At 49.0% G+C, this 18,943-nt stretch carries 17 protein-coding genes; 13 read left to right on the top strand and 4 right to left on the bottom strand.

Annotated elements, in window-relative coordinates; genetic code table 11:
* The first annotated feature begins 11 nt into the window (after nucleotides 1–11).
* The 3 genes from HMPREF9469_RS05135 to HMPREF9469_RS05125 all read left to right on the top strand — a co-directional run bounded on the left by HMPREF9469_RS05135 (nucleotide 12) and on the right by HMPREF9469_RS05125 (nucleotide 4,693).
* Nucleotides 12–989: a helix-turn-helix domain-containing protein gene (locus HMPREF9469_RS05135; protein ID WP_007859874.1), complete on the top strand. Its 978-nt coding sequence runs from the start codon at nucleotides 12–14 to the stop codon at nucleotides 987–989.
* A 153-nt stretch (nucleotides 990–1,142) separates the two neighbouring features.
* On the top strand, nucleotides 1,143–2,894 hold the full coding sequence (locus HMPREF9469_RS05130; protein ID WP_007859873.1) for an ABC transporter ATP-binding protein: 1,752 nt from the start codon (nucleotides 1,143–1,145) through the stop codon (nucleotides 2,892–2,894).
* Nucleotides 2,891–4,693, top strand: coding sequence for an ABC transporter ATP-binding protein (locus HMPREF9469_RS05125; protein WP_007859872.1), 1,803 nt, complete (start codon nucleotides 2,891–2,893; stop codon nucleotides 4,691–4,693). Before HMPREF9469_RS05130 ends, HMPREF9469_RS05125 begins: the two co-directional genes overlap by 4 nt.
* A gap of 106 nt (nucleotides 4,694–4,799) precedes the next feature.
* Here the strand turns inward: HMPREF9469_RS05125 and HMPREF9469_RS05120 are convergent, their stop codons facing one another.
* The gene (locus tag HMPREF9469_RS05120; protein ID WP_007859871.1) at nucleotides 4,800–5,690 is read right to left on the bottom strand and encodes a helix-turn-helix transcriptional regulator; all 891 of its coding nucleotides are present in this window, start codon (nucleotides 5,688–5,690) and stop codon (nucleotides 4,800–4,802) included.
* Between the two features lie 199 nt (nucleotides 5,691–5,889).
* Here HMPREF9469_RS05120 and HMPREF9469_RS05115 point away from each other — a divergent pair, with 199 nt between their 5' ends.
* The 5 genes from HMPREF9469_RS05115 to HMPREF9469_RS05095 all read left to right on the top strand — a co-directional run bounded on the left by HMPREF9469_RS05115 (nucleotide 5,890) and on the right by HMPREF9469_RS05095 (nucleotide 12,295).
* Nucleotides 5,890–7,164 (top strand): ABC transporter substrate-binding protein, encoded by a 1,275-nt coding sequence (locus HMPREF9469_RS05115; RefSeq protein ID WP_007859870.1) that lies wholly within the window; start codon nucleotides 5,890–5,892, stop codon nucleotides 7,162–7,164.
* A 50-nt stretch (nucleotides 7,165–7,214) separates the two neighbouring features.
* Entirely contained in the window at nucleotides 7,215–8,099 is an 885-nt protein-coding gene (locus HMPREF9469_RS05110; protein WP_007859869.1) for a carbohydrate ABC transporter permease, read from the top strand.
* Between the two features lie 13 nt (nucleotides 8,100–8,112).
* Nucleotides 8,113–8,937, top strand: coding sequence for a carbohydrate ABC transporter permease (locus HMPREF9469_RS05105; RefSeq protein WP_007859868.1), 825 nt, complete (start codon nucleotides 8,113–8,115; stop codon nucleotides 8,935–8,937).
* Between the two features lie 40 nt (nucleotides 8,938–8,977).
* Nucleotides 8,978–10,867: a beta-L-arabinofuranosidase domain-containing protein gene (locus HMPREF9469_RS05100; protein ID WP_007859867.1), complete on the top strand. Its 1,890-nt coding sequence runs from the start codon at nucleotides 8,978–8,980 to the stop codon at nucleotides 10,865–10,867.
* Between the two features lie 408 nt (nucleotides 10,868–11,275).
* Nucleotides 11,276–12,295 (top strand): SDR family oxidoreductase, encoded by a 1,020-nt coding sequence (locus HMPREF9469_RS05095; protein ID WP_007859860.1) that lies wholly within the window; start codon nucleotides 11,276–11,278, stop codon nucleotides 12,293–12,295.
* A gap of 82 nt (nucleotides 12,296–12,377) precedes the next feature.
* Here the strand turns inward: HMPREF9469_RS05095 and HMPREF9469_RS34025 are convergent, their stop codons facing one another.
* Nucleotides 12,378–12,584, bottom strand: a complete 207-nt coding sequence (locus HMPREF9469_RS34025) for an FCD domain-containing protein (protein WP_227161655.1) — start codon at nucleotides 12,582–12,584, stop codon at nucleotides 12,378–12,380.
* 192 nt (nucleotides 12,585–12,776) lie between these two features.
* Between HMPREF9469_RS34025 and HMPREF9469_RS05090 the strand changes: the two genes are divergently transcribed.
* Entirely contained in the window at nucleotides 12,777–13,016 is a 240-nt protein-coding gene (locus HMPREF9469_RS05090; RefSeq protein ID WP_007859859.1) for a hypothetical protein, read from the top strand.
* Nucleotides 13,017–13,025: 9 nt separating this feature from the next.
* Here the strand turns inward: HMPREF9469_RS05090 and HMPREF9469_RS05085 are convergent, their stop codons facing one another.
* Complete coding sequence (locus tag HMPREF9469_RS05085; protein ID WP_007859858.1) at nucleotides 13,026–14,168, bottom strand: aldo/keto reductase; 1,143 nt, start codon at nucleotides 14,166–14,168, stop codon at nucleotides 13,026–13,028.
* Nucleotides 14,169–14,654: 486 nt separating this feature from the next.
* On the opposite strand from HMPREF9469_RS05085, the gene HMPREF9469_RS05080 reads away from it, so the two are divergent.
* Both HMPREF9469_RS05080 and fliB read left to right on the top strand, forming a co-directional pair.
* Nucleotides 14,655–15,224: a methylated-DNA--[protein]-cysteine S-methyltransferase gene (locus HMPREF9469_RS05080; RefSeq protein ID WP_007859857.1), complete on the top strand. Its 570-nt coding sequence runs from the start codon at nucleotides 14,655–14,657 to the stop codon at nucleotides 15,222–15,224.
* Nucleotides 15,221–16,375, top strand: coding sequence for a flagellin lysine-N-methylase (fliB, locus tag HMPREF9469_RS05075; RefSeq protein ID WP_007859856.1), 1,155 nt, complete (start codon nucleotides 15,221–15,223; stop codon nucleotides 16,373–16,375). The genes HMPREF9469_RS05080 and fliB overlap by 4 nt, the downstream gene beginning before the upstream one ends.
* A 33-nt stretch (nucleotides 16,376–16,408) precedes the next feature.
* Here fliB and HMPREF9469_RS05070 read toward each other — a convergent pair whose 3' ends face one another.
* Complete coding sequence (locus HMPREF9469_RS05070; protein WP_007859852.1) at nucleotides 16,409–16,951, bottom strand: hypothetical protein; 543 nt, start codon at nucleotides 16,949–16,951, stop codon at nucleotides 16,409–16,411.
* 370 nt (nucleotides 16,952–17,321) lie between these two features.
* On the opposite strand from HMPREF9469_RS05070, the gene HMPREF9469_RS05065 reads away from it, so the two are divergent.
* Both HMPREF9469_RS05065 and HMPREF9469_RS05060 read left to right on the top strand, forming a co-directional pair.
* Complete coding sequence (locus tag HMPREF9469_RS05065; protein ID WP_007859850.1) at nucleotides 17,322–18,158, top strand: Mrp/NBP35 family ATP-binding protein; 837 nt, start codon at nucleotides 17,322–17,324, stop codon at nucleotides 18,156–18,158.
* 62 nt (nucleotides 18,159–18,220) lie between these two features.
* The gene (locus HMPREF9469_RS05060; protein WP_040415560.1) at nucleotides 18,221–18,934 is read left to right on the top strand and encodes a GTP pyrophosphokinase; all 714 of its coding nucleotides are present in this window, start codon (nucleotides 18,221–18,223) and stop codon (nucleotides 18,932–18,934) included.
* Nucleotides 18,935–18,943: the final 9 nt, after the last annotated feature.

Below are 18,943 nucleotides of genomic sequence, written 5' to 3'. Positions count from 1 at the left end.
GGGTGGTTCCCATGTACAGGAATGGCGCGGGGGAATATATAAGCCGGCTTTTGGAGGAATCTGAAGCAGGTTCTGCGGGTGAAGTATTTAACCGCATTCCACCTGAGATCGGAAGGTGTAAGATATGGGAAAGGCGTACAAAACAGGGAGTCTCCGCCATGGACTGGGAAATGTACTATGAGCAGGATATCTGGGTACAGAAAAACAGACGGCTTCCCATGGACGCGGTCCAGATGATCTTTTTCCTTAACCAGGGACTGGCCTGGGAGATGGGGGAGCCCGCACACCGGGTCAGGGTGGAGAGGGGGGAAGCCTGCATGTACCGGGACACCTCGCTGCCCAGCTCAGCCTGGTATCAGGGCGGGGTCGGATTCAGGTTTAAAAGCATTCAAATACCCAGGGAGTATTTCCAATACATTGCGCAAGGACATCTGGGTATGAAGGAGATGAACCTGGCGGATCGTATGTTACGGTCATTTACAAAAATAACGATTACACCTTACATGTACCGTCTGCTGCAGGAACTGGAACATGCGGATCAGTTTTGCGGCGGTATCGGCGCCATCTATTTGGAGGGTAAGATACTGGAAATGATCGCCGCCTGTCTGGATTCCTGTTTGGATATGGGCGGGGGTTCCGGCGGGGTGACTGGCAGCAGGACAGACAGGGAAGTAATCCTGGAGATCAGGCACAGGATCGACCGGGACAGTGCCAATGTACCGGACTGCGGGACCCTTGCCAGGGAGGCCGGCATCAGTGTATCCAAGCTTACAAAGGGCTTTAGGGAATTGTCGGGAAAACCCCTTCACGCTTATGTAATCGACCGGAGGCTTGAGTATGCTGCCTTTCTTTTGACGGAAAACAGGCTCAATGTGAGCCAGGCAGCCATGTATGCAGGATACTCCAATATGAGCCATTTCTCAGCCGCTTTCCGAAAAAAATACGGAGTGCTTCCTAAGGACTATATAAAAGGCCATTGGGAAGGATAAAAAGTGTTAAAATGAAATTGGATTTTGGTAGAAAACATAAGAGGACGGCGGTAAAATAAAATGCGTCAGGTTAGCAAAAACTAACTTGACGCATTTTAGCTTGATCTGTTTTGGATATGAACCATAATATGGTTCGGAAGGAGATGAGATCCAATGTTCAAAAAAATGTTAGAGTATGCAGGTCCCTACAAAAGGCTGACCATTCAGTCGGGACTGGTCATACTGGCCGCCGTGCTTGTGAGCATTCTACCCTTTGTGTTCGTGTACCAGATCATCACGCCGCTGATCATGGGCAGCCCTGTCAGTCCGGCCTACATCAGCCTGAGGATCCTGGCAGTGGCGGTCTGCCTGGTCAGCCATGCCTGCCTTTATGTCAAAGGGCTGTCCATGTCCCATGAAGCGGCCTTTCACATTCTGATGCGCCTTCGAGTTCATTTGCAGAAAAAAATGGAGATGCTGCCCCTGGGTGAGATACAGGGAAAGGGGACGGGAAGCCTGAAGCGTATGTTTGTGGATGATGTGGACAGCATTGAGATACTGCTGGCCCATGCCCTTCCCGAGGGATTTGGCAACCTTGCGATTCCTGCGGCCGTCTACCTGTGCCTGTTTGCCGTGGACTGGAAACTGGCTCTTATGTCCCTGGCATCCCTGCCTGTGGGCCTGTTTTCCATGTGTGTGATGTTCGCCATCGGCTCCAGGGACATGAACAATTACTATACAGCCGGAAAGGTGATGAACAATACTATTATTGAGTACATCAACGGCATGGAGGTGGTCAAGGTTTTTAACAAGGATGGGGAGTCCTACCGCAGATATGAGAAGGATATTGATGCCTACAGGGATTTTACACTTGGCTGGTACCGGGCCTGCTGGCCGTGGATGGCAATGTACAACAGTATCCTTCCCTGCACCCTGATATTGACCCTGCCTTTGGGCTCCTGGTTTGTGCTGAAGGGATATTCCACCCTGCCGGACCTGATCCTTGTGATGTGTCTTTCCCTGAGCCTGGGTCTTCCCATGCTAAAGGCCCTTGGATTCCTGCCCTCCCTGCCCCAGATCAATTATAAGATTGAGAACCTGGAAAAGGTCATAAGCGCGGCCCCATTGGAGCAGGGAAAGGAAGGATTTGAGGGAAGGGACCACACGGTGGAATTTCAGGATGTAAGTTTTGCATATGAACAGGAAATGGCCGCGGACCATGTCAGCTTTACCATTTGCCAGGGATGGAAGACCGCGTTGGTGGGAGAGTCCGGTTCGGGAAAAAGCACGCTGGCAAAACTGCTGGTCCATTACTATGATATCAATGAGGGCAGTATTTCCATAGGGGGACAGGATATACGCCGCATGAGCCTGGAAGCCCTCAATGATCAGATTTCCTATGTGGCCCAGGAACAATACCTGTTTAACACATCCCTGCTGGAAAATATCAGGCTGGGAAAACCGGAGGCCACGGACGAGGAGGTGATGGAGGCTGCCGGGAAAGCCCAGTGTATGGAATTCATAGAGCATTTGCCGGATGGCATCCATACCCTGGCCGGAGACAGCGGAAAGCAGCTGTCAGGAGGACAGCGCCAAAGGATCGCCCTGGCCAGGGCGCTTTTAAAGGATGCTCCCGTGGTGGTGCTGGACGAGGCCATGGCTTTCACCGATCCGGAAAATGAGGAGAAAATGGAGGCGGCCATTGCAGAGGTGGTAAAGGCAAAGACACTTTTGGTGATTGCCCACCGGCTGCCCTCCGTAAAAAATGCGGACCGGATATGTGTCATGTCCAAAGGAAGGATGACTGGCGTGGGAACCCATGAGGAGTTGATGGCGTCAAGCCGGGAGTACAGAAAGCTCTGGCAGGCATCTGTTGACAGCGCTAAGTGGAATGTAAAAAACAGCAGAGAGGAGGAACAGAGATGATCCGTTTGATCCAGAGGATACTGTGTCTTTCCGGGAAATACAGGGCAAGGATCCAGACAGCATTTGTATTTTCCTTCCTGAAATCCATGCTTTCAAAGATGCCGATCTGCCTGGCATTCCTGGTACTGTCCGGATTTTATGAACAAACGCTGACCCCTTCCCACTGCCTGAACACGGGAATCGCTATGGTTGTAATCGTGGCTTTGGAGGCCCTGTGCCAGTTTACATCCGACCGGCTGCAAAGCGGGGCCGGTTATATGATGTTTGCTGAAAAGAGACTGGAGTTGGGAGCCCATCTGAGAAGAATGCCCATGGGGTATTTTACATCAGGCAACATAGGAAAAGTGAGTTCCGTGCTGAGTACAGATATGGTATTTGTGGAAGAGGTCGCCATGAGCACCCTGGCCAATATGATGAACTATTTGTTTTCCTCTGTGATCATGGCGGTTTTTATGGTATTCCTGGACTGGCGTCTGGGGATCATTGCCGTGGGTACCAGCCTGGCAGCCGTTATGCTGGCCGGAAGGATGAACCGGGTATCCCTGTCCCAGTCCGTTATCAAACAGGAGCAGAGCGAAAAGCTGACCGATGCGGTCCTCTCTTTCATTGAGGGGATCGGGATCATAAAAAGCTATAATCTTCTGGGTGAGAAATCCGGGGAGCTGTCCGGAAACTTCCGGCGTTCCATGGAAACATCCCTGGGGTTTGAGGCGGCGCTGACGCCGTGGCACAGAAGACTGAATGTGCTCTATGCCCTGGGAATGTCCGCTGTGTTTGCCCTGGCTGTATATCTTCAGCAGACAGGGGCGCTGTCCCTGCCATATCTGTGCGGAGTGCTTTTGCTTGTATTTGATCTGTTTGGCCCATTAAAGGCACTGTATGCAGAAGCCACCAGGCTCACGGTGATGAACAGCTGCCTGGACCGGATCGAAGCCGTGTTTGACGAGCCGGAGCTTCCTGATGCAGGGATGCCAGGTACAGGGATGCCGGGTACAGGGATGCCGGGTACAGGGATGCCAAGCACAGGGATGTCAGGTACAGGGGAGGACCAGAGCCTGCCGGAGGTGGAATTTAGGGATGTATCCTTTGCCTATGAGGAGAAGATCGTACTTAGCCATGTCAGCTTTGCAGTCCGCCCTAATTCCATGACGGCTCTGGTAGGCCCCTCCGGGAGCGGGAAATCTACCATTGCAAACCTGTTGGCCCGCTTTTGGGACGTGAACAGCGGAACAATCTGTTTCAGGGGAAGGGATATAAGGGAGATCCCACTGGCGGAACTGATGGATCAGATCAGCATGGTGTTCCAGCGGGTGTATCTGTTCCGGGATACCGTATATAACAATATCTCCATGGGAAAGCCGGATGCTTCCAGAGAGGAAGTCTATGAGGCGGCTAGAAAGGCCAGGTGCTATGAATTCATCATGGCGCTGCCGGAAGGATTTGAGACCGTGATCGGGGAAGGGGGAACCACCTTATCCGGAGGGGAGAGGCAGCGCATCTCCATTGCCCGCTGTATCCTAAAGGACGCGCCGGTGGTGGTGCTGGATGAAGCCACAGCCAGCGTGGACGCAGATAATGAGAGATACATCCAGGAAGCCATATCCGAGCTGGTGAAGGGCAAGACGCTTCTGGTGATCGCCCACCGGCTGAATACCATTAAGGCGGCAGATAACATTCTGGTTGTCTCAGAGGGGCGGATCGTACAGCGGGGAATCCACCATGATCTGATGGATCAGGAGGGCATATACAGGGATTATGTGGATATCCGTGAGCGGTCGGCGGGCTGGAGCCTGACATAGTGAGGAGGTCTGTACCTGTTGTATCCTGATCCATACCCTTGTTATGGGTGGGAAAGCTAAAAATAGCCTTCCCGCCTATTTTGATGTCTGGAAAGCTATTTTTTATTTAAACAGTCCCCTGCTGTCTGCGGAATTCTCTGGGCGTCATCCCGGTGTGCTCCTTGAATGTCCGGTTAAAGTAGGAGATAGTGGTAAAGCCCACATAATAAGAAATTTTATTAATACTTAAGTTAGAGGTGACCAGCATCCGTTTGGCATGTTCAATACGAATGCCTGTCAAAGCTTTGTTTGGGGTGATTCCGTATTGTCTCTTAAGGCAGCGGATAATATAAGCAGGATGAAAATTAAAATAGTCGGCAATATCTTTTAGAGAGATCGGGTCTGGATAGTGCCGGGAAATATACTCAATGATACTGGCGGCTAATAGCTCCGAGGGAGAGAACTGAGATGGCATTACCTGAAGAAAGTTTAACAGTCGAAGAAATGTTTCCTGGCATTCTAAGGGAGATAAATAGGTTTGTCCCTGCTGTTCCTTTTGCTGATACTTATCAATATTAGAAGACATCAGGCTGGAAAAGCAGACAGAGAACTCAACCGCTTCCTGAGGGGAAAGCCGCTTGTACAGAGGAAGGATCAAGAGGCTTGTTCTGTCCTCGTAGGAGTAGATGGAGCTGTGGTTTGGTGAGGGAAGCTGAATCTCTTCCGAGTAGTAGTAAGTACCGGACGTCCGAAAATGGCACCACATAAATTTAGTCTTAACGGAACAAGGCTTGTGGCCATAGTGTATGGTGTCCGGGCGTATAATCAGCACATCATTTTCTTTCAGGTGATAGGCATGGTCACCATCTGTTATGAATAATTCACCATATTCCACATAAACCAGATCAAAAATACCAATGCAGGCCCTTTTGCGGTGGATATCTCCCGGGCGGTAGAGCGCATCTCCGGCAATGATAAAATGGGGATAGGGAGGAGAAGGAAAATTAGCATACTCCATTTCGCGAAAAACCTCCTATAATCATCTTCTCAATTATTATACCAGCTGTGTTCCGTGCAATCAAGGTAAAATAGGTTCATATTGTACAAGTTTTAATCAATTATATTCCTTTTTTATTCAAAAGCAGTAATATATAATATGTATAAATAAATAAGCAAATAAAGCAAAAAAACAAACAAAAACACAGTGGAGGGAAGATATGAACAGAAAAATAATGACAAATATACTGATAGTGGGGGCGGGTATCGCCCTTTTGAGTGGATGCGGACAAAAGACTGGAGGAGAAAAAATAGAGTCACAAAATAATAAGAAAACCCTTACAGTATGGACCAGGGATTCTACGGCTGCCGCGGCTATTTCAGCGGCAGAGAAATATAATAAGCTCCAAGATAAGGTGGCAGTGGAGGTTGTCCAGCAGGTAAATACAGAGATTGCCAACCAGTTTACCCTGTCCCTGTCTGCCAATGAGGCTCCGGACATCATTTCACTAGATTGTACCAAAGTGCCATATTTTGCGGCAAACGGCGCATTTACAGATATTTCTGACCGTTTTGAAGCCCTGGATTATAAGGATCAGTTCAGCGAGGGAATGATAAAGAGCGGCCAGGTGGACGGTAAAACATATGCGGTTCCATTCTCACCGGATGTATCGGTCCTTTTGTACAATAAGGAGCATTACCGGGATGCGGGGCTGGATCCCGAGAATCCTCCGAAAACCTGGGAAGAACTGATTGAGTATTCACAGAAGCTGACAAAGGACGGCCACTATGGTTACGTATATGCGGGAGCCCACTCGGGAGCTTACATGTTTACTTTTATGCCTTATGTGTGGAATAACGGAGGAGAGTTCCTGTCAGAGGATGGGAAAACATGTCTGTTGAATGAAGAACATGCAATTGAAGCCATCGGACTGCTGTCCGATATGATCAACCAGTATAAAGTGACTCCGCCCAGCACCATTACGTATTCATGGAGCGAGGCACAGGATGCTTTCCTTACAGGCCAGGCCAGCCAGATCGTTCTGGGAAGCGCAGCGGTATATAATTTTGTAAATGGATCCTCCGATATGGAGTGGGGAGCCTGCCTGGTTCCCAGAGGACCAAAGGGAAGCGGATATGCTTCTTTCTCAGGAGGAGATTCCATTGGCATCACTTCCCAGTGCAGTGATGTGGAGGCGGCTTGGGACTTTATCGAGTATGCATTATCTGAAGAAGTACAGGTGGAGGAATTGGCTAAGGGCGGCTGTCTACCGGCCAGAAAGGACTTTTTTGACAATGAGTATTTTGCCGCAACTCCTCAGTATGGCGTTTTAAAGGAGGCGCTGGAAGTGTCTAAAACTCCATATTCCCTGAAGTATGATGAGATGTATACACCTATGCTCGAAGATATGCAGAGATGTCTGAACCAGGAGATGACACCTCAGGAAGCGGCAACGGATATTGCGGCAAGGATTGACGCCATTATGGCGGATTAAGAAAAACGGCAGATTGGATTGCCGGGAAACAGAAAGCGAGGAGAAGGTTTATGGATAAGAACAGAAAGGGACGGGGTCATCTGCAGTTGGGGTATCTCTTTGTGCTGCCCGCCATGGTGCTGAACGTTGTGTTTTTTATTTACCCCTTTATACAGACCCTTCGTATTTCCTTTTATGACTGGTCCATATTGGGGGAAAAGAAATTTATTTTTATAGAGAATTATGTGACGCTTCTGCAGGATAAGCAGTTTTGGACCTCCCTTATCTTTACGCTGAAATACGCCCTGTTTGTAACGCCATGCCTGTTTATCCTCGCTTTTATACTGGCTCTCCTGGTGAATGGAGCCTTTCGGGGAGTCAATCTATTCCGGACGCTGTATTTTGCTCCCGTGGTCATATCCATGACCTGCTGCAGTATGGTATGGCTGTGGATCTATAACGACTTATATGGTGTTATGAATTATATTTTACAGGCGGGCGGACTGATCGACAGTCCTATATTATGGATGAATTCGGCGAAAACATCCCTTCCGGCAGTTATCTTTATGGTTACCTGGAAGATGTCAGGATTTTCCATGCTTATTATTTTAGCTGCCTTTCAGGGAGTGGACGACCAGGTATATGAGGCGGCGCGGGTGGACGGAGCCGGATGGATCGCGCAGTTTTTCAAAATCACTTTGCCGATCATAAAGCCCCAGGTGGCTCTGGCGCTGATCATGTCTGTTACTGGCTCTGTTTTGGCATTTGAGCAATTTTCCATCATGACAAAGGGCGGCCCCAGTCAGCTTACCACCACCAGTGTCCATTATATTTATAATACTTCTTTTAACTATTTCAAGTTGGGATATGGTTCAGCTATGACAGCTGTTATTCTGCTGATCCTGGGCGCTCTTAGCTTGTTCCAGTATCAGGTAATGAAAGATTCAACAAATTAATGGGAGATGAAGCATGAGACAAACAACGAAAAAAACCTGGGCTAATATTATACTAAGTATACTCTTTATGCTTCCCTTGTACTGGGCGGCCGCCACCTCATTAAAGGGAAAGGGTGAGATTTATCAAATGCCTCCCACATTGGTTCCTCATATTCCGTCCCTGGAGAACTATGTTAAGATATTTACGCTGGAAAATGGAATCTACCTGAGATATTTTATGAATTCTGTTATGATCACCATTTGTTCCATCCTATGTACAGCAGTTGTCAGCATAGCGGCGGGCTACGGTCTGTCAAAGCTGAAGCTGAGGGGTGGGAAGATCATGCTGGCCTGTATTCTTGCCGCCATTATGATCCCATTTCAAACGCTGCTGACACCCCTTTATACGATTATGGCAAAATTGGGATTGCTGAATACACGGGCAAGTTTGGTTTTGATCTACACGACCTTCCACACGCCCTTTTGCATTTATATGATGAAAAATGCGTTTGACACAATTCCCGATGGACTTTTGGAATCAGCGAAATTGGACGGAGCCGGAAATCTTCGGATATTTTTGCGGATATGCCTTCCCTTGACCTGGTCTTCCGTTGCCACGATTGCTGTTTACTCAGCTTACACGACCTGGAATGATTACCTTATCGCACTTGTATTTGCTAACAGCAATACCATCAAAACATTTAATGTAGGGCTTACAAACCTGGCAATCGGTTATTACGGTACGGATTGGGGCGTTTTAACCGCAGGATCTCTTATGGGGATGCTTCCTATTATGCTGATGTTCTTATTCCTGCAGAAATATTTCATCCGGGGAATGATGAGCGGTGCTTTAAAGTAAAAATAACCGGGCCTGAACCGTCAGGCAGAGAGGACTGAACATGTGTACAAAGAATATCAAACGTTTAAAATGCTGCCGTATACCTGAAATCCGGCCGGAAGGCTGGTTAAAGCGGCAGATGGAAATACAGATGGAGGGATTGACAGGAAAGCTTTATCAGGTGTGGGATTGTGTGGGAAGCTATTCCGGATGGCTGGGAGGAACCGGAGAAAACTGGGAGAGAGGACCCTACTATTTGGATGGCCTTTTGCCGTTGGCCTGGTATTTGAAGGATGAGGAACATTGGGAACTGGCCTGCCGTTTTGTGGAATGGACCCTGGAGAGTGCGGATGCGAGCGGAAATTTCGGCCCCGTGGCCAGCAGGCAGGATTATTGGTCCCGTTTTGTTATGCTGAAAGTACTGATTCAATACTATGAGATCAAAGAGGACGAACGGGTGTTAAAACTGTTTAGCGGTTACTTTTCCTATCTGCAGGAAGAAATCCTTAAACGGCCCATGACTCAATGGTCCAAGGCGAGGATCGGAGATCTGCTCTATTGTATCAACTGGTATTGTCAACAGACCGGAGAAGTTTTAAAGGAGCTGGCAGCGGAGCTAAAAAGCCAGGCTTTGGACTGGAATGAGGTATTTGAGGACTTTCCCTTTGTACGGCCTGCTGAGTATTATTACAGTTGGGACCGTTTACTGGCTCATTATCAGAAGAGCTCTATGGATGAGGTAATGAAATACCATACGAACCATATTGTTAATCTGACCATGGGATTTAAATACCCGGCCATGCTGTCTTATTTTTTTGATGATAGGGATTATGAAGAAATTACAGACAGGGGCTTGGAGGCGGCGGAACATTTTCATGGGGTAGCCACCGGAGCATTGAACGGAGATGAGCATCTGGCCGGAAACAATCCTTCCCGCGGCGCGGAACTGTGTTCCGTTGTAGAGTATATGTTCAGCCTGCAGACTATGATCGAGGCATTTGGCAGAGGCGACTATGGGGACAAGATAGAAAAGCTGGCGTATAACGCCCTGCCTGCCACTATAACAGAGGATTTTATGGCTCATCAGTATCTTCAGCAGGCTAATCAGGTACTTGCCAACCGGGCCGAACGGGACTGGTTCAATACAAATGAAGAATCCAATATGTTCGGTCTTGAGCCGAATTTCGGCTGCTGTACTGCCAATATGCACCAGGGCTGGCCTAAGCTGCTGAAGTCTCTGTGGTTTAAGGAAAATGAACATACGCTGGTTTCCATGGTCCATGCGCCTAGCAGCATCGTCACTCAACTAGCCGGAGAAAAGGTACATATCATTGAGGAGACAGAATATCCTTTTAAAAACAGGATCTGCTATCGCGTGGCGGAAGGCGAGGCGCCTGAGGCTGTTCTCCGCATATGGATTCCGGGCTGGTGTTCCCATATACGGGTTGGCCAGGAGGGAAAGCAGCGCCGTCTTGGGAGGAGTGAAGATTATGTGACGGTCCGGGGACTTAAAGCAGGGGATGAGATTACGGTTGAATTTGAGATGGATATCCGCCAAAGCCATTGGTTTAAGGACAGTCTGGCTGTGGAGCGCGGACCTTTGGTATATGCCCTGAATATAAAGGAACAGTGGAAGGCGGTCCGCAAAGTTGCAGGGGTCAGCGATTATGAAGTTTATCCAATCAGTCCGTGGAACTACGCTATATCAAAGAATGCTCCCCTGGCTGTAGCGGAAAATACGATAGGCCGCGTTCCATTTTCCAAACAGAATCCGCCGGTTGTCCTTACAGGAACCGGAAAGCGCCTGGAAGGCTGGTGTCTTGAGCATAATAGCGCGGGCCTTATTCCGAAAAGCCCGGTGGAGATCCAGGGGGAACCGGAGAAAATCGAACTGATTCCCTATGGGTGTACAAAGCTTAGGATTACACAGTTTCCGTATTATGTTGAGTGACCGGAATTGTGTGAACTTGTTTGTGTAAGTGTATAATATTATTTTACAGGATGCGGCATGGCCTTTTGGGCGTGCCGTTTTCTGTTTGGAACGCCTTATATTGGAAAACTTATTTGCTCTGGACACGGAATGGGGTATCTGCTAAAATATAAGAATATTTCCAATGAGATCTCAGGGGACTGACCAGGGACGAGGCGATCATACAGGCCATGTCAGACTGCTATGAGAAGGGAGATATATGGAGAAATTTCTGAGAGAGCATGGAAGGATTCCAGAACAGAGGATTTATTGAGAGCAACAGAGGATAAGGCGTTCCATGAAGTTTTATATAAGGAGTACGGCATTAAAAACGTGTGACTTCCTTGTTGATATATACCATAAAAATACAGATAAACGGAGGTATCCATTGTGAAAGCACTATTTATTGGAGGTACGGGAACGATCAGCATGTCGGTGACATTGCTGGCATTAAAGAGAGGATGGGATGTAACCCTGCTTAACCGCGGGAGCAAGCCTGTACCGGATGGGATGGATTCCATTGTGGCGGACATCCATGACGAGGAGGCTGTGGCAGCGGCCTTAGAGGGAAAGCACTATGATGTGGTGGCCCAGTTCATTGGTTTTACAGCCGAGGATGTTATGAGGGATATCCGTCTTTTTAAGGGTAAGACCAAACAGTATATTTATATCAGCAGTGCTTCCGCTTATCAGAAGCCGATGACCGATCACCGGATCACGGAGAGTACGCCCTTAATCAATCCGTACTGGGAGTACTCAAGAAACAAGATTGCGGCTGAGGATGTGCTGCTGGCAGCCGGCCGAAGGGAGGGATTCCCGGTTACCATTGTCCGCCCCAGCCATACCTATAATGGAACCAAGCCGCCGGTATGCGTACATGGCGCAAAGGGAAACTGGCAGATCTTAAAGCGGATCATGGAGGATAAGCCGGTGATCATACCGGGTGATGGCTCATCCCTGTGGACCTTGACCCACTCCGATGATTTTGCCAGGGGATATGTGGGGCTGATGGGCAATCCCCACGCCATCGGACATGCCTATCATATTACAAGCGATGAGAGCATGACGTGGAATCAGATTTATGAAACCATAGCCGAAGCCCTGGGAAAACCGCTGAATGCCCTTCATGTGGCATCTGATTTTCTTGCAAGGCACAGTGGGCCCTATGATTTCAGGGGGGAACTTCTGGGTGATAAATCCAGCAGTGTTGTATTTGACAATACAAAGATCAAACGGGCGGTCCCTGATTTTGTATGTACGGTTTCCATGGCAGAGGGACTGAGACAATCCGTGGTTTATATGCTGGATCACCCTGAGACACAGGTGGAAGACCCGGAGTTTGACCGGTGGTGTGAACGGATCGTAATGGCGCAGAGGGCTGCGGACCAGGCGTTTGAGAAGGGTGTGTAAGTAAAGTGTACTCGGAGTACCAGGGGACTGCCAGAGTACACTAAAGGATAAGAGAGGAAAAAGGGCCTTTGTGGAAGGATTTTCACAAGGGTCCTTTTATAGCTGTTCGCGGTCTCTGGATATAGTTTTCCAGTGAACTTTGTAAGTGGTTGCGGATCGTCTGGGCAGCTCCCTTTAGATCACTGTTCAGTATACCGTCCACAATGCGCTGGTGTCCGTCTCTTGTACCGGCATACCGCGAGGGTGTAAGGAGGGGCAGCCAGCGAAGCCGTTGGCTTTGAAGGGTAATACGGCCTGAAAGTCCCAGGTCAACTAGGTGTTGTAGGGCCTCATTTTCCGATTATCTCAATCCATTTATTCCATCTCAGTACTGTTTACTGTGAGCACAATGTGTTAAGATAGAGACAGGCAAGAAACATCGCGCGGATTTGAGTACCAGGAGATTCCGAGAGTACACGTAGATGAAAAGGAGAAGCCGGATATGAATAAACCCAAACTGTTGTTTTCCATACTGACCATCTTTTTTGCAGCCCTGGGGCTGACAGGAATCCTGCCTTATAATATATCCTTGCCGGTTATGTTTATATTTCTGGGATTGGCGCTGCTTGTCAATGCAAAGGAATCCCTTGATAAAGGCCGGAAAGGTGACGCGGCCATGTTTGCCGGCATGGCCGTATTGATCTATGGGATCACGGCCTACAATCTGTTGAGCAGATTATAGACATCATATTTATTGGAATAATTCCCCTGCCCTGACCATGCGCTCAGAAACAGGAACACCAAAAGGACATCGCTCCTCGCAGCCCCTGCACCCGATGCAGTCACTGCCATTGGAGGAAAGGCTGTCATAATGCGCTTTTATGGTGGCCGGAACCGTATCCTGCATCAGGGCCAGGTCATAGAGCTTGTTGACCATGGCAATATCGATCCCCACAGGACAGGGTGCGCAGTGGCCGCAGTAGGTACACTGTCCGTAGTAGGCATGGGCAGGGGCCTGGGACAAGGTGGTGGCATAATCCTTTTCCTCCTCAGAGGCTGTCTCATAGGCCACGGCTGCATCCACATGTTCCGGTGTATCATATCCCACCAGGACGCTGGCCACAGCGGGCCTGGTAAGGGCATAATGAAGGCACTGCACCGGTGTCAGGGCCACTCCAAAGGGGGATGCCTCAGCTGAGAACAGGCGCCCGCCCGCGTACCCCTTCATCACAGTGATGCCGATATTGTTCTGTTCACATATCCTGTATAATTCTGCACGCTCCGGAGCAATTCCACCCAGGCATTCATCATAAGTTTCCTTAAAATAGTCATCAATATTCTCGCTGGCCGGGAGCATATCAAAGGCCGGATTGATGCTGAACAGGATCATCTCTATCTTTCCGCATTCCGCTGCCAGCTTTGCAACAGCAGGATTGTGGGTGCTCATGCCAATGTGACGGATGATGCCCCTTTCTTTCAGTTCTTCTGCGTATGCGTAGAACTCGCCCTCCATGATCTGCTTAAATTCCGCTTCCTCGTCCACAAAGTGGATCATTCCCAGGTCAATATAATCAGTGTCCAGCCGTTCCAGCAGATCGGCAAATGCCGCCTGCGCCTTGTCCAGGTCCCGTGTCCTCACATACTGCCCGTTCTGCCATGTGGATCCAATATGACCCTGAATGATCCAGCGGTCCCGGCGGCCCTGTATGGCGGCGCCGATATTGGATCGCACATTTGGTTCAGACATCCAGCAGTCCAGGATGTTGATGCCCGCGGATTCGCAGTGCAGGATTACCTCTTTTATTTCCTCTCCGTTGTGGCGTTCCAGCCATTCCGCTCCTAATCCGATTTCGCTTACCTTAAGTCCTGTTTTTCCTAATTCCCTGTATTTCATATCATGGCTCCTTCCCTTTATGTTCATTGAGGGTATCATACCAAATATACGGCCGGAAAGGAAGATGTTTTCTTGTATCATGATATCCTCAGTGGACAAGCGTGTCCCCTTGTCCACTGAGGGTACCGGTGTTTGATTCTCTTTGGCGGAATGATGCGGCGTCTGTCCTGTTTCCATGGCATCATTGTGCCGGGGAGACATGCACATCTGCCCAAGGCCGCTGAAGGATGAAAAATACCTCCTGTTTCCGCCCAATCGTTACAATATGAGCACAATGCCTGTCTTTTAGCATATATCATACAAGCGGAATATGCAACCGGGTACATTTACGCAAGTTATTTTGTAGTGGATACAACTGCTGTTTCGTAGTACAATACCCTTATATACTGCGGTGGCAGCGGTAAAATTATATACAGCAGGGAGGTCCCCGGATGGAGGGGCTTTCCATAATGAAAGAATCATAAATCTACAAGGAGAGGTATGGATATGATATACATAGGTACGATTCCCTCGCCCGCGGGCATTCTCACCCTTTCGGGCAATGAAAAAAGTATAACAGGACTTTGGATCCAGGGACAGAAGTATTTTGGGAGCACATTGGAGCGCGGCATGCTGGAGCCTGATGGGCGGGGAGGTTTGAGGATTAGACCGCAGAAGGAGGTTCCTGAACTCTATGAGGAGAATGGGAGCCTGGAGATCTTCCGGGAGGCAGGAGCATGGCTGGAGGAATATTTTGGAGGCAGGGAGCCTGATTTTATGCCTTCCCTGGCACCGTCCGGGAGTGAATTCCGACAGCAGGTATGGAAGATCCTGTGCCGTATCCCATACGGCGGCAGCACGACTTACGGCCATATAGCGAAGGAGATGGCCGCACAGATGGGAAGGACCACCATGTCGGCCCAGGCAGTGGGAGGGGCCGTGGGGCATAACCCTATTTCGATCATGATCCCATGCCACCGTGTCATGGGCTCTGACGGAAGCCTTACCGGCTATGCTGCGGGCACGGATGTGAAGAAAATGCTCCTGAGACTGGAAACGGGGAGCCTTGTGAAATGATATACACAATACCCCACTATTATAAGAAATTCCACTGCATTGCATCGGAGTGTCCGGATACCTGCTGTGCGGGGTGGGAGATCATGATCGACAAAAAAACTCTGGAACATTACCGGCGCATGGAGGGGCCGTTCGGCAACCGGCTCCATAATTCCATTCATTGGAACAGAGCCTGTTTCAAGCAGTATGAAGGCAGGTGTGCCTTTTTGAATGAAAATGATCTCTGTGACATCTATGGGGAGACAGGGGCCGCAAATCTGTGCAGGACCTGCCGCACCTATCCCAGGCATATAGAGGAGTTTGAGGGATGCAGGGAGATATCTTTGTGCATGTCCTGCATTGAAGCGGCAAAGCTGATCCTGGGATGTGAAGAACCGGTGCGTTTTATCACAAAGGAAGATGAGAGACAGGAATCCTATGAGGATTTCGACTTTTTCCTATACACAAAGCTTATGGATGCCAGGGAACTGGCAATCTCCATCCTGCAGGAGCGGACACTGGACATAAATGTCCGCATGGCCATGTGCCTTGCCCTTGCCCATGATATGCAGAGGAGGATCGGCCGGAACAGACTCTTTGAAACAGATGCCCTGTTGGAGCGATACCGCGGTAAGAACAGGAATCCGTGGTTTGTAAGGAAGATGAAAGATTTCAGCGTACTGCCGGATGAGCGGTGGGAACTTATGCAAAACATGTATGGGATCATTGGGCGTTTTGAGGTATTGAAACAGGATTGGCCCGGCTTTGCAAAGCAGGCCGGCAGGACACTGTACGGTGAAGGGGGAATTGCATATGGGCGGCAGCGCGCAGCGTTCAGGCATGGGCCCTTAGAGGCAAAGCTTCCTCTGTGGGAGGAGCAGCTCATGGTTTATTTTGTGTTCACCTATTTTTGCGGGGCTGTCTATCATGGGAATCCTTACGGTAAAATGAAACTGGCTGTTGTAAGTACCCTTCTCATAGGGGAACTGGCCCAGGCTGTCTGGAAGGAGAAGGGAGGGACCCTGGATTTCCTGGATTTTGTGGATGTGGCCCACCGGTATTCCAGAGAGGTGGAGCACTCGGATCTTAATAAAAGACGTCTGGAACAGGGCGTACTGGAAAAACCGGAATTCAGCCTGGATAAACTGATGAGAGCAATGGCAGGGGACTGAGGTACTTTCCGGTTATGCCCCGTAGGATGCGGCTTATCGCAGGATCACATTCTCCAGCCCGTCCTCGGACGGCTGTGCCACAAGACTGCCGCTGGAATCGTAAAAGTAAAGCCGGGCAGTCTCTTTCCGGCCCAGTATGTTATAGGAATGGCACTTTTCATTCATGGCATCGGCAAGCTGGGTACAGTAATCGGATTTCTCAGATTCCGTCAAACCATACCAAACCGAATCATCCAGATAAACATAGTAGCTGCTGTAATTCATCATTTGTACCTGTGTGATGGCGCTGTCCTTTTTCAGCATCTCATCTACCGAGGAGGAAAATGCACTTCGGTTGGCCGGGGAACGGGTGATGGTGCGAAAGCCGATGCCTGAAAGGACCACAAGGGAAACCACCAGAAGAAGTCCGGCTGCAGCAATCACGATCCAGGAGGTACGCTTATAAAAATCCATCATGCCGTTTATCCGTGTAAAGTTTTCCGCGGCCTTGATCCTGGTCAGTTCAGGGTTCTTTTCAGTATATTGCTCATAGGGGGAAGGTCCATGGCGAAGTGTCTTTGCTGTGGTAAGTTTCATATTGGCAGCACCTCCTGAATCATAGATATGTTCACAGAATCTTCACATACTCTTATTATTATATTAGCATTTAAGCACAAAAAAGTAAATAAAGAAGGGGATGACTTGTGAAGATTTCACAATTTTGTAAAATATTTACAGTCTAGGAAAGAGAATTGTCTATTAATATTTATTTTATTGTTTAAAGAATGGACAATAGATGAAAATGGTTTTATAATGGACATGATGTTAGGGCGTGTTTGGATCAATGATTCTATATGGTGGATTTCCTTTAAAGCGCGGGACGCGGCGGGCAGAAGACAGTGTGACGGCCGGCGTGCAGGCGCAATTTCCGGACACGCCCTGAGGAAAATTGGAAGGAGAACGAAAAATGAGTGAATGTAACCATGACTGTGGCTCCTGCAGTGCAAGCTGTGAGAGCCGTACCGTTGATAAAAGTGAGTTTCTGGAGGCACTGAATCCGGCCAGCTCCGTAAAAAAGGTGATCGGCGTAGTCAGCGGAAAGGGGGGCGTTGGAAAATCACTGGTGACCTCCATGATGGCTGTGAGTATGAACCGAAAGGGAAAGAAGACCGCTGTTCTGGATGCGGATATTACCGGACCGTCCATCCCCATGGCATTTGGTCTTCCTAATGATGGTGTAATGACCTCACCGGACGGCAAGCTGATGCTTCCTGCCAGATCCATGGAGGGAGTGGAGATCATGTCCGCCAACCTGCTTTTAGACAAGGATACGGATCCTGTGATCTGGAGAGGCCCTGTGATCGCCGGTGCAGTCAAGCAGTTCTGGTCTGAGACATTGTGGCAGGATATTGATTACATGTTTGTGGACATGCCTCCGGGCACAGGAGATGTGCCGCTGACCGTATTCCAGTCCCTGCCCGTGGATGGAATCATTATTGTAACCTCTCCCCAGGAACTGGTGAGTATGATCGTGGCCAAGGCAGTGAATATGGCTAAAAAAATGGATATCCCCATTGTGGGAATCGTGGAAAATATGAGTTACCTGGAATGTCCGGACTGCGGTAAGCGTATCAGTGTATTTGGAGAAGGACATGTGGAGGAGGTTGCGAAGGAGCACGGCATTCAGGTGCTTGCCCAGATCCCTATTGATCCAAAGATTGCCCAGATGGTGGATGCCGGACGTGTGGAATATATGGAGATGCCATGGTTTGAACATGCGGCTGAGGTAGTGGAAGCCCTGTGATACGGCGGGGTGGAGCAAATGTAAGAATATTACACGATTGATAATGAGGTGAACCGATGAACATGAATATTAACATGAATCCAAACAGCGAACTTCATCAGTCCATCGTCAATGTGCCGGATCTGGTACAGGTGCCTGAAGTCTGGATGAACCAGGCGCGGCAGTTTCAGCAGGCCATGATGCGTTATACCTGTGCGATCCGGGAAGTGAAGACAAAGCTGGAAGTGCTCAATGATGAATTGTCGGTTAAGAATCAGCGCAATCCAATTGAGATGATCAAGTCCAGGGTAAAGAAGCCCATGAGCATTGTGGAAAAGCTTCAGCGAAGAGGAATGGAGATCTCCCTGGAATCCATGGAGAAGAATCTGGATGATGTGGCAGGTATCCGCATCATATGTTCCTTTGTAGATGATATTTATGAGGTGGCGGATATGCTGGTACGTCAGGATGATGTCACGGTCATTGCCGTAAAGGATTATATTAAGAATCCCAAGCCCAATGGATACCGCAGCTATCACATGATTATTGAGATACCCGTCTTCTTTTCCGACAGCAAGAAACCGATCAGGGTGGAGGTACAGATCCGGACCATTGCCATGGATTTCTGGGCCAGCCTGGACCACCAGTTAAAGTATAAAAAATCCTTGATCGATGATGATGGAGAAATCAGTGAAGAGTTAAGAAAATGCGCCCATGTGATCGCTGAGACAGATCAGAAGATGCTTGCCATACGCAAAAAGATCGAGGCGCAGGGGGTTACGGTGCGCAGGGATTAGCAGACGCGC

Origin of the sequence: [Clostridium] citroniae WAL-17108 (assembly GCF_000233455.1) — a bacterium.
In the GTDB taxonomy this organism is placed as follows: Bacteria; Bacillota; Clostridia; order Lachnospirales; family Lachnospiraceae; genus Enterocloster; species Enterocloster citroniae.
The sequence above is the reverse complement of the archived record's forward strand: the minus strand, read 5'-3'. Positions and strand labels throughout refer to the sequence as shown.

Bases quoted from the DNA above. Each gene is read 5' to 3' on its own strand.
- HMPREF9469_RS05080 (WP_007859857.1), top strand. From the start codon at position 14,655: ATGATATACATAGGTACGATTCCCTCGCCCGCGGGCATTCTCACCCTT.
- HMPREF9469_RS05070 (WP_007859852.1), bottom strand. From the start codon at position 16,951: ATGAAACTTACCACAGCAAAGACACTTCGCCATGGACCTTCCCCCTAT.
- HMPREF9469_RS05085 (WP_007859858.1), bottom strand. From the start codon at position 14,168: ATGAAATACAGGGAATTAGGAAAAACAGGACTTAAGGTAAGCGAAATC.
- HMPREF9469_RS05125 (WP_007859872.1), top strand. From the start codon at position 2,891: ATGATCCGTTTGATCCAGAGGATACTGTGTCTTTCCGGGAAATACAGG.
- fliB (WP_007859856.1), top strand. From the start codon at position 15,221: ATGATATACACAATACCCCACTATTATAAGAAATTCCACTGCATTGCA.
- HMPREF9469_RS05130 (WP_007859873.1), top strand. From the start codon at position 1,143: ATGTTCAAAAAAATGTTAGAGTATGCAGGTCCCTACAAAAGGCTGACC.
- HMPREF9469_RS05065 (WP_007859850.1), top strand. From the start codon at position 17,322: ATGAGTGAATGTAACCATGACTGTGGCTCCTGCAGTGCAAGCTGTGAG.
- HMPREF9469_RS05105 (WP_007859868.1), top strand. From the start codon at position 8,113: ATGAGACAAACAACGAAAAAAACCTGGGCTAATATTATACTAAGTATA.
- HMPREF9469_RS05110 (WP_007859869.1), top strand. From the start codon at position 7,215: ATGGATAAGAACAGAAAGGGACGGGGTCATCTGCAGTTGGGGTATCTC.
- HMPREF9469_RS05115 (WP_007859870.1), top strand. From the start codon at position 5,890: ATGAACAGAAAAATAATGACAAATATACTGATAGTGGGGGCGGGTATC.
- HMPREF9469_RS05060 (WP_040415560.1), top strand. From the start codon at position 18,221: ATGAATATTAACATGAATCCAAACAGCGAACTTCATCAGTCCATCGTC.
- HMPREF9469_RS05120 (WP_007859871.1), bottom strand. From the start codon at position 5,690: ATGGAGTATGCTAATTTTCCTTCTCCTCCCTATCCCCATTTTATCATT.
- HMPREF9469_RS05100 (WP_007859867.1), top strand. From the start codon at position 8,978: ATGTGTACAAAGAATATCAAACGTTTAAAATGCTGCCGTATACCTGAA.
- HMPREF9469_RS05090 (WP_007859859.1), top strand. From the start codon at position 12,777: ATGAATAAACCCAAACTGTTGTTTTCCATACTGACCATCTTTTTTGCA.
- HMPREF9469_RS05135 (WP_007859874.1), top strand. From the start codon at position 12: ATGTACAGGAATGGCGCGGGGGAATATATAAGCCGGCTTTTGGAGGAA.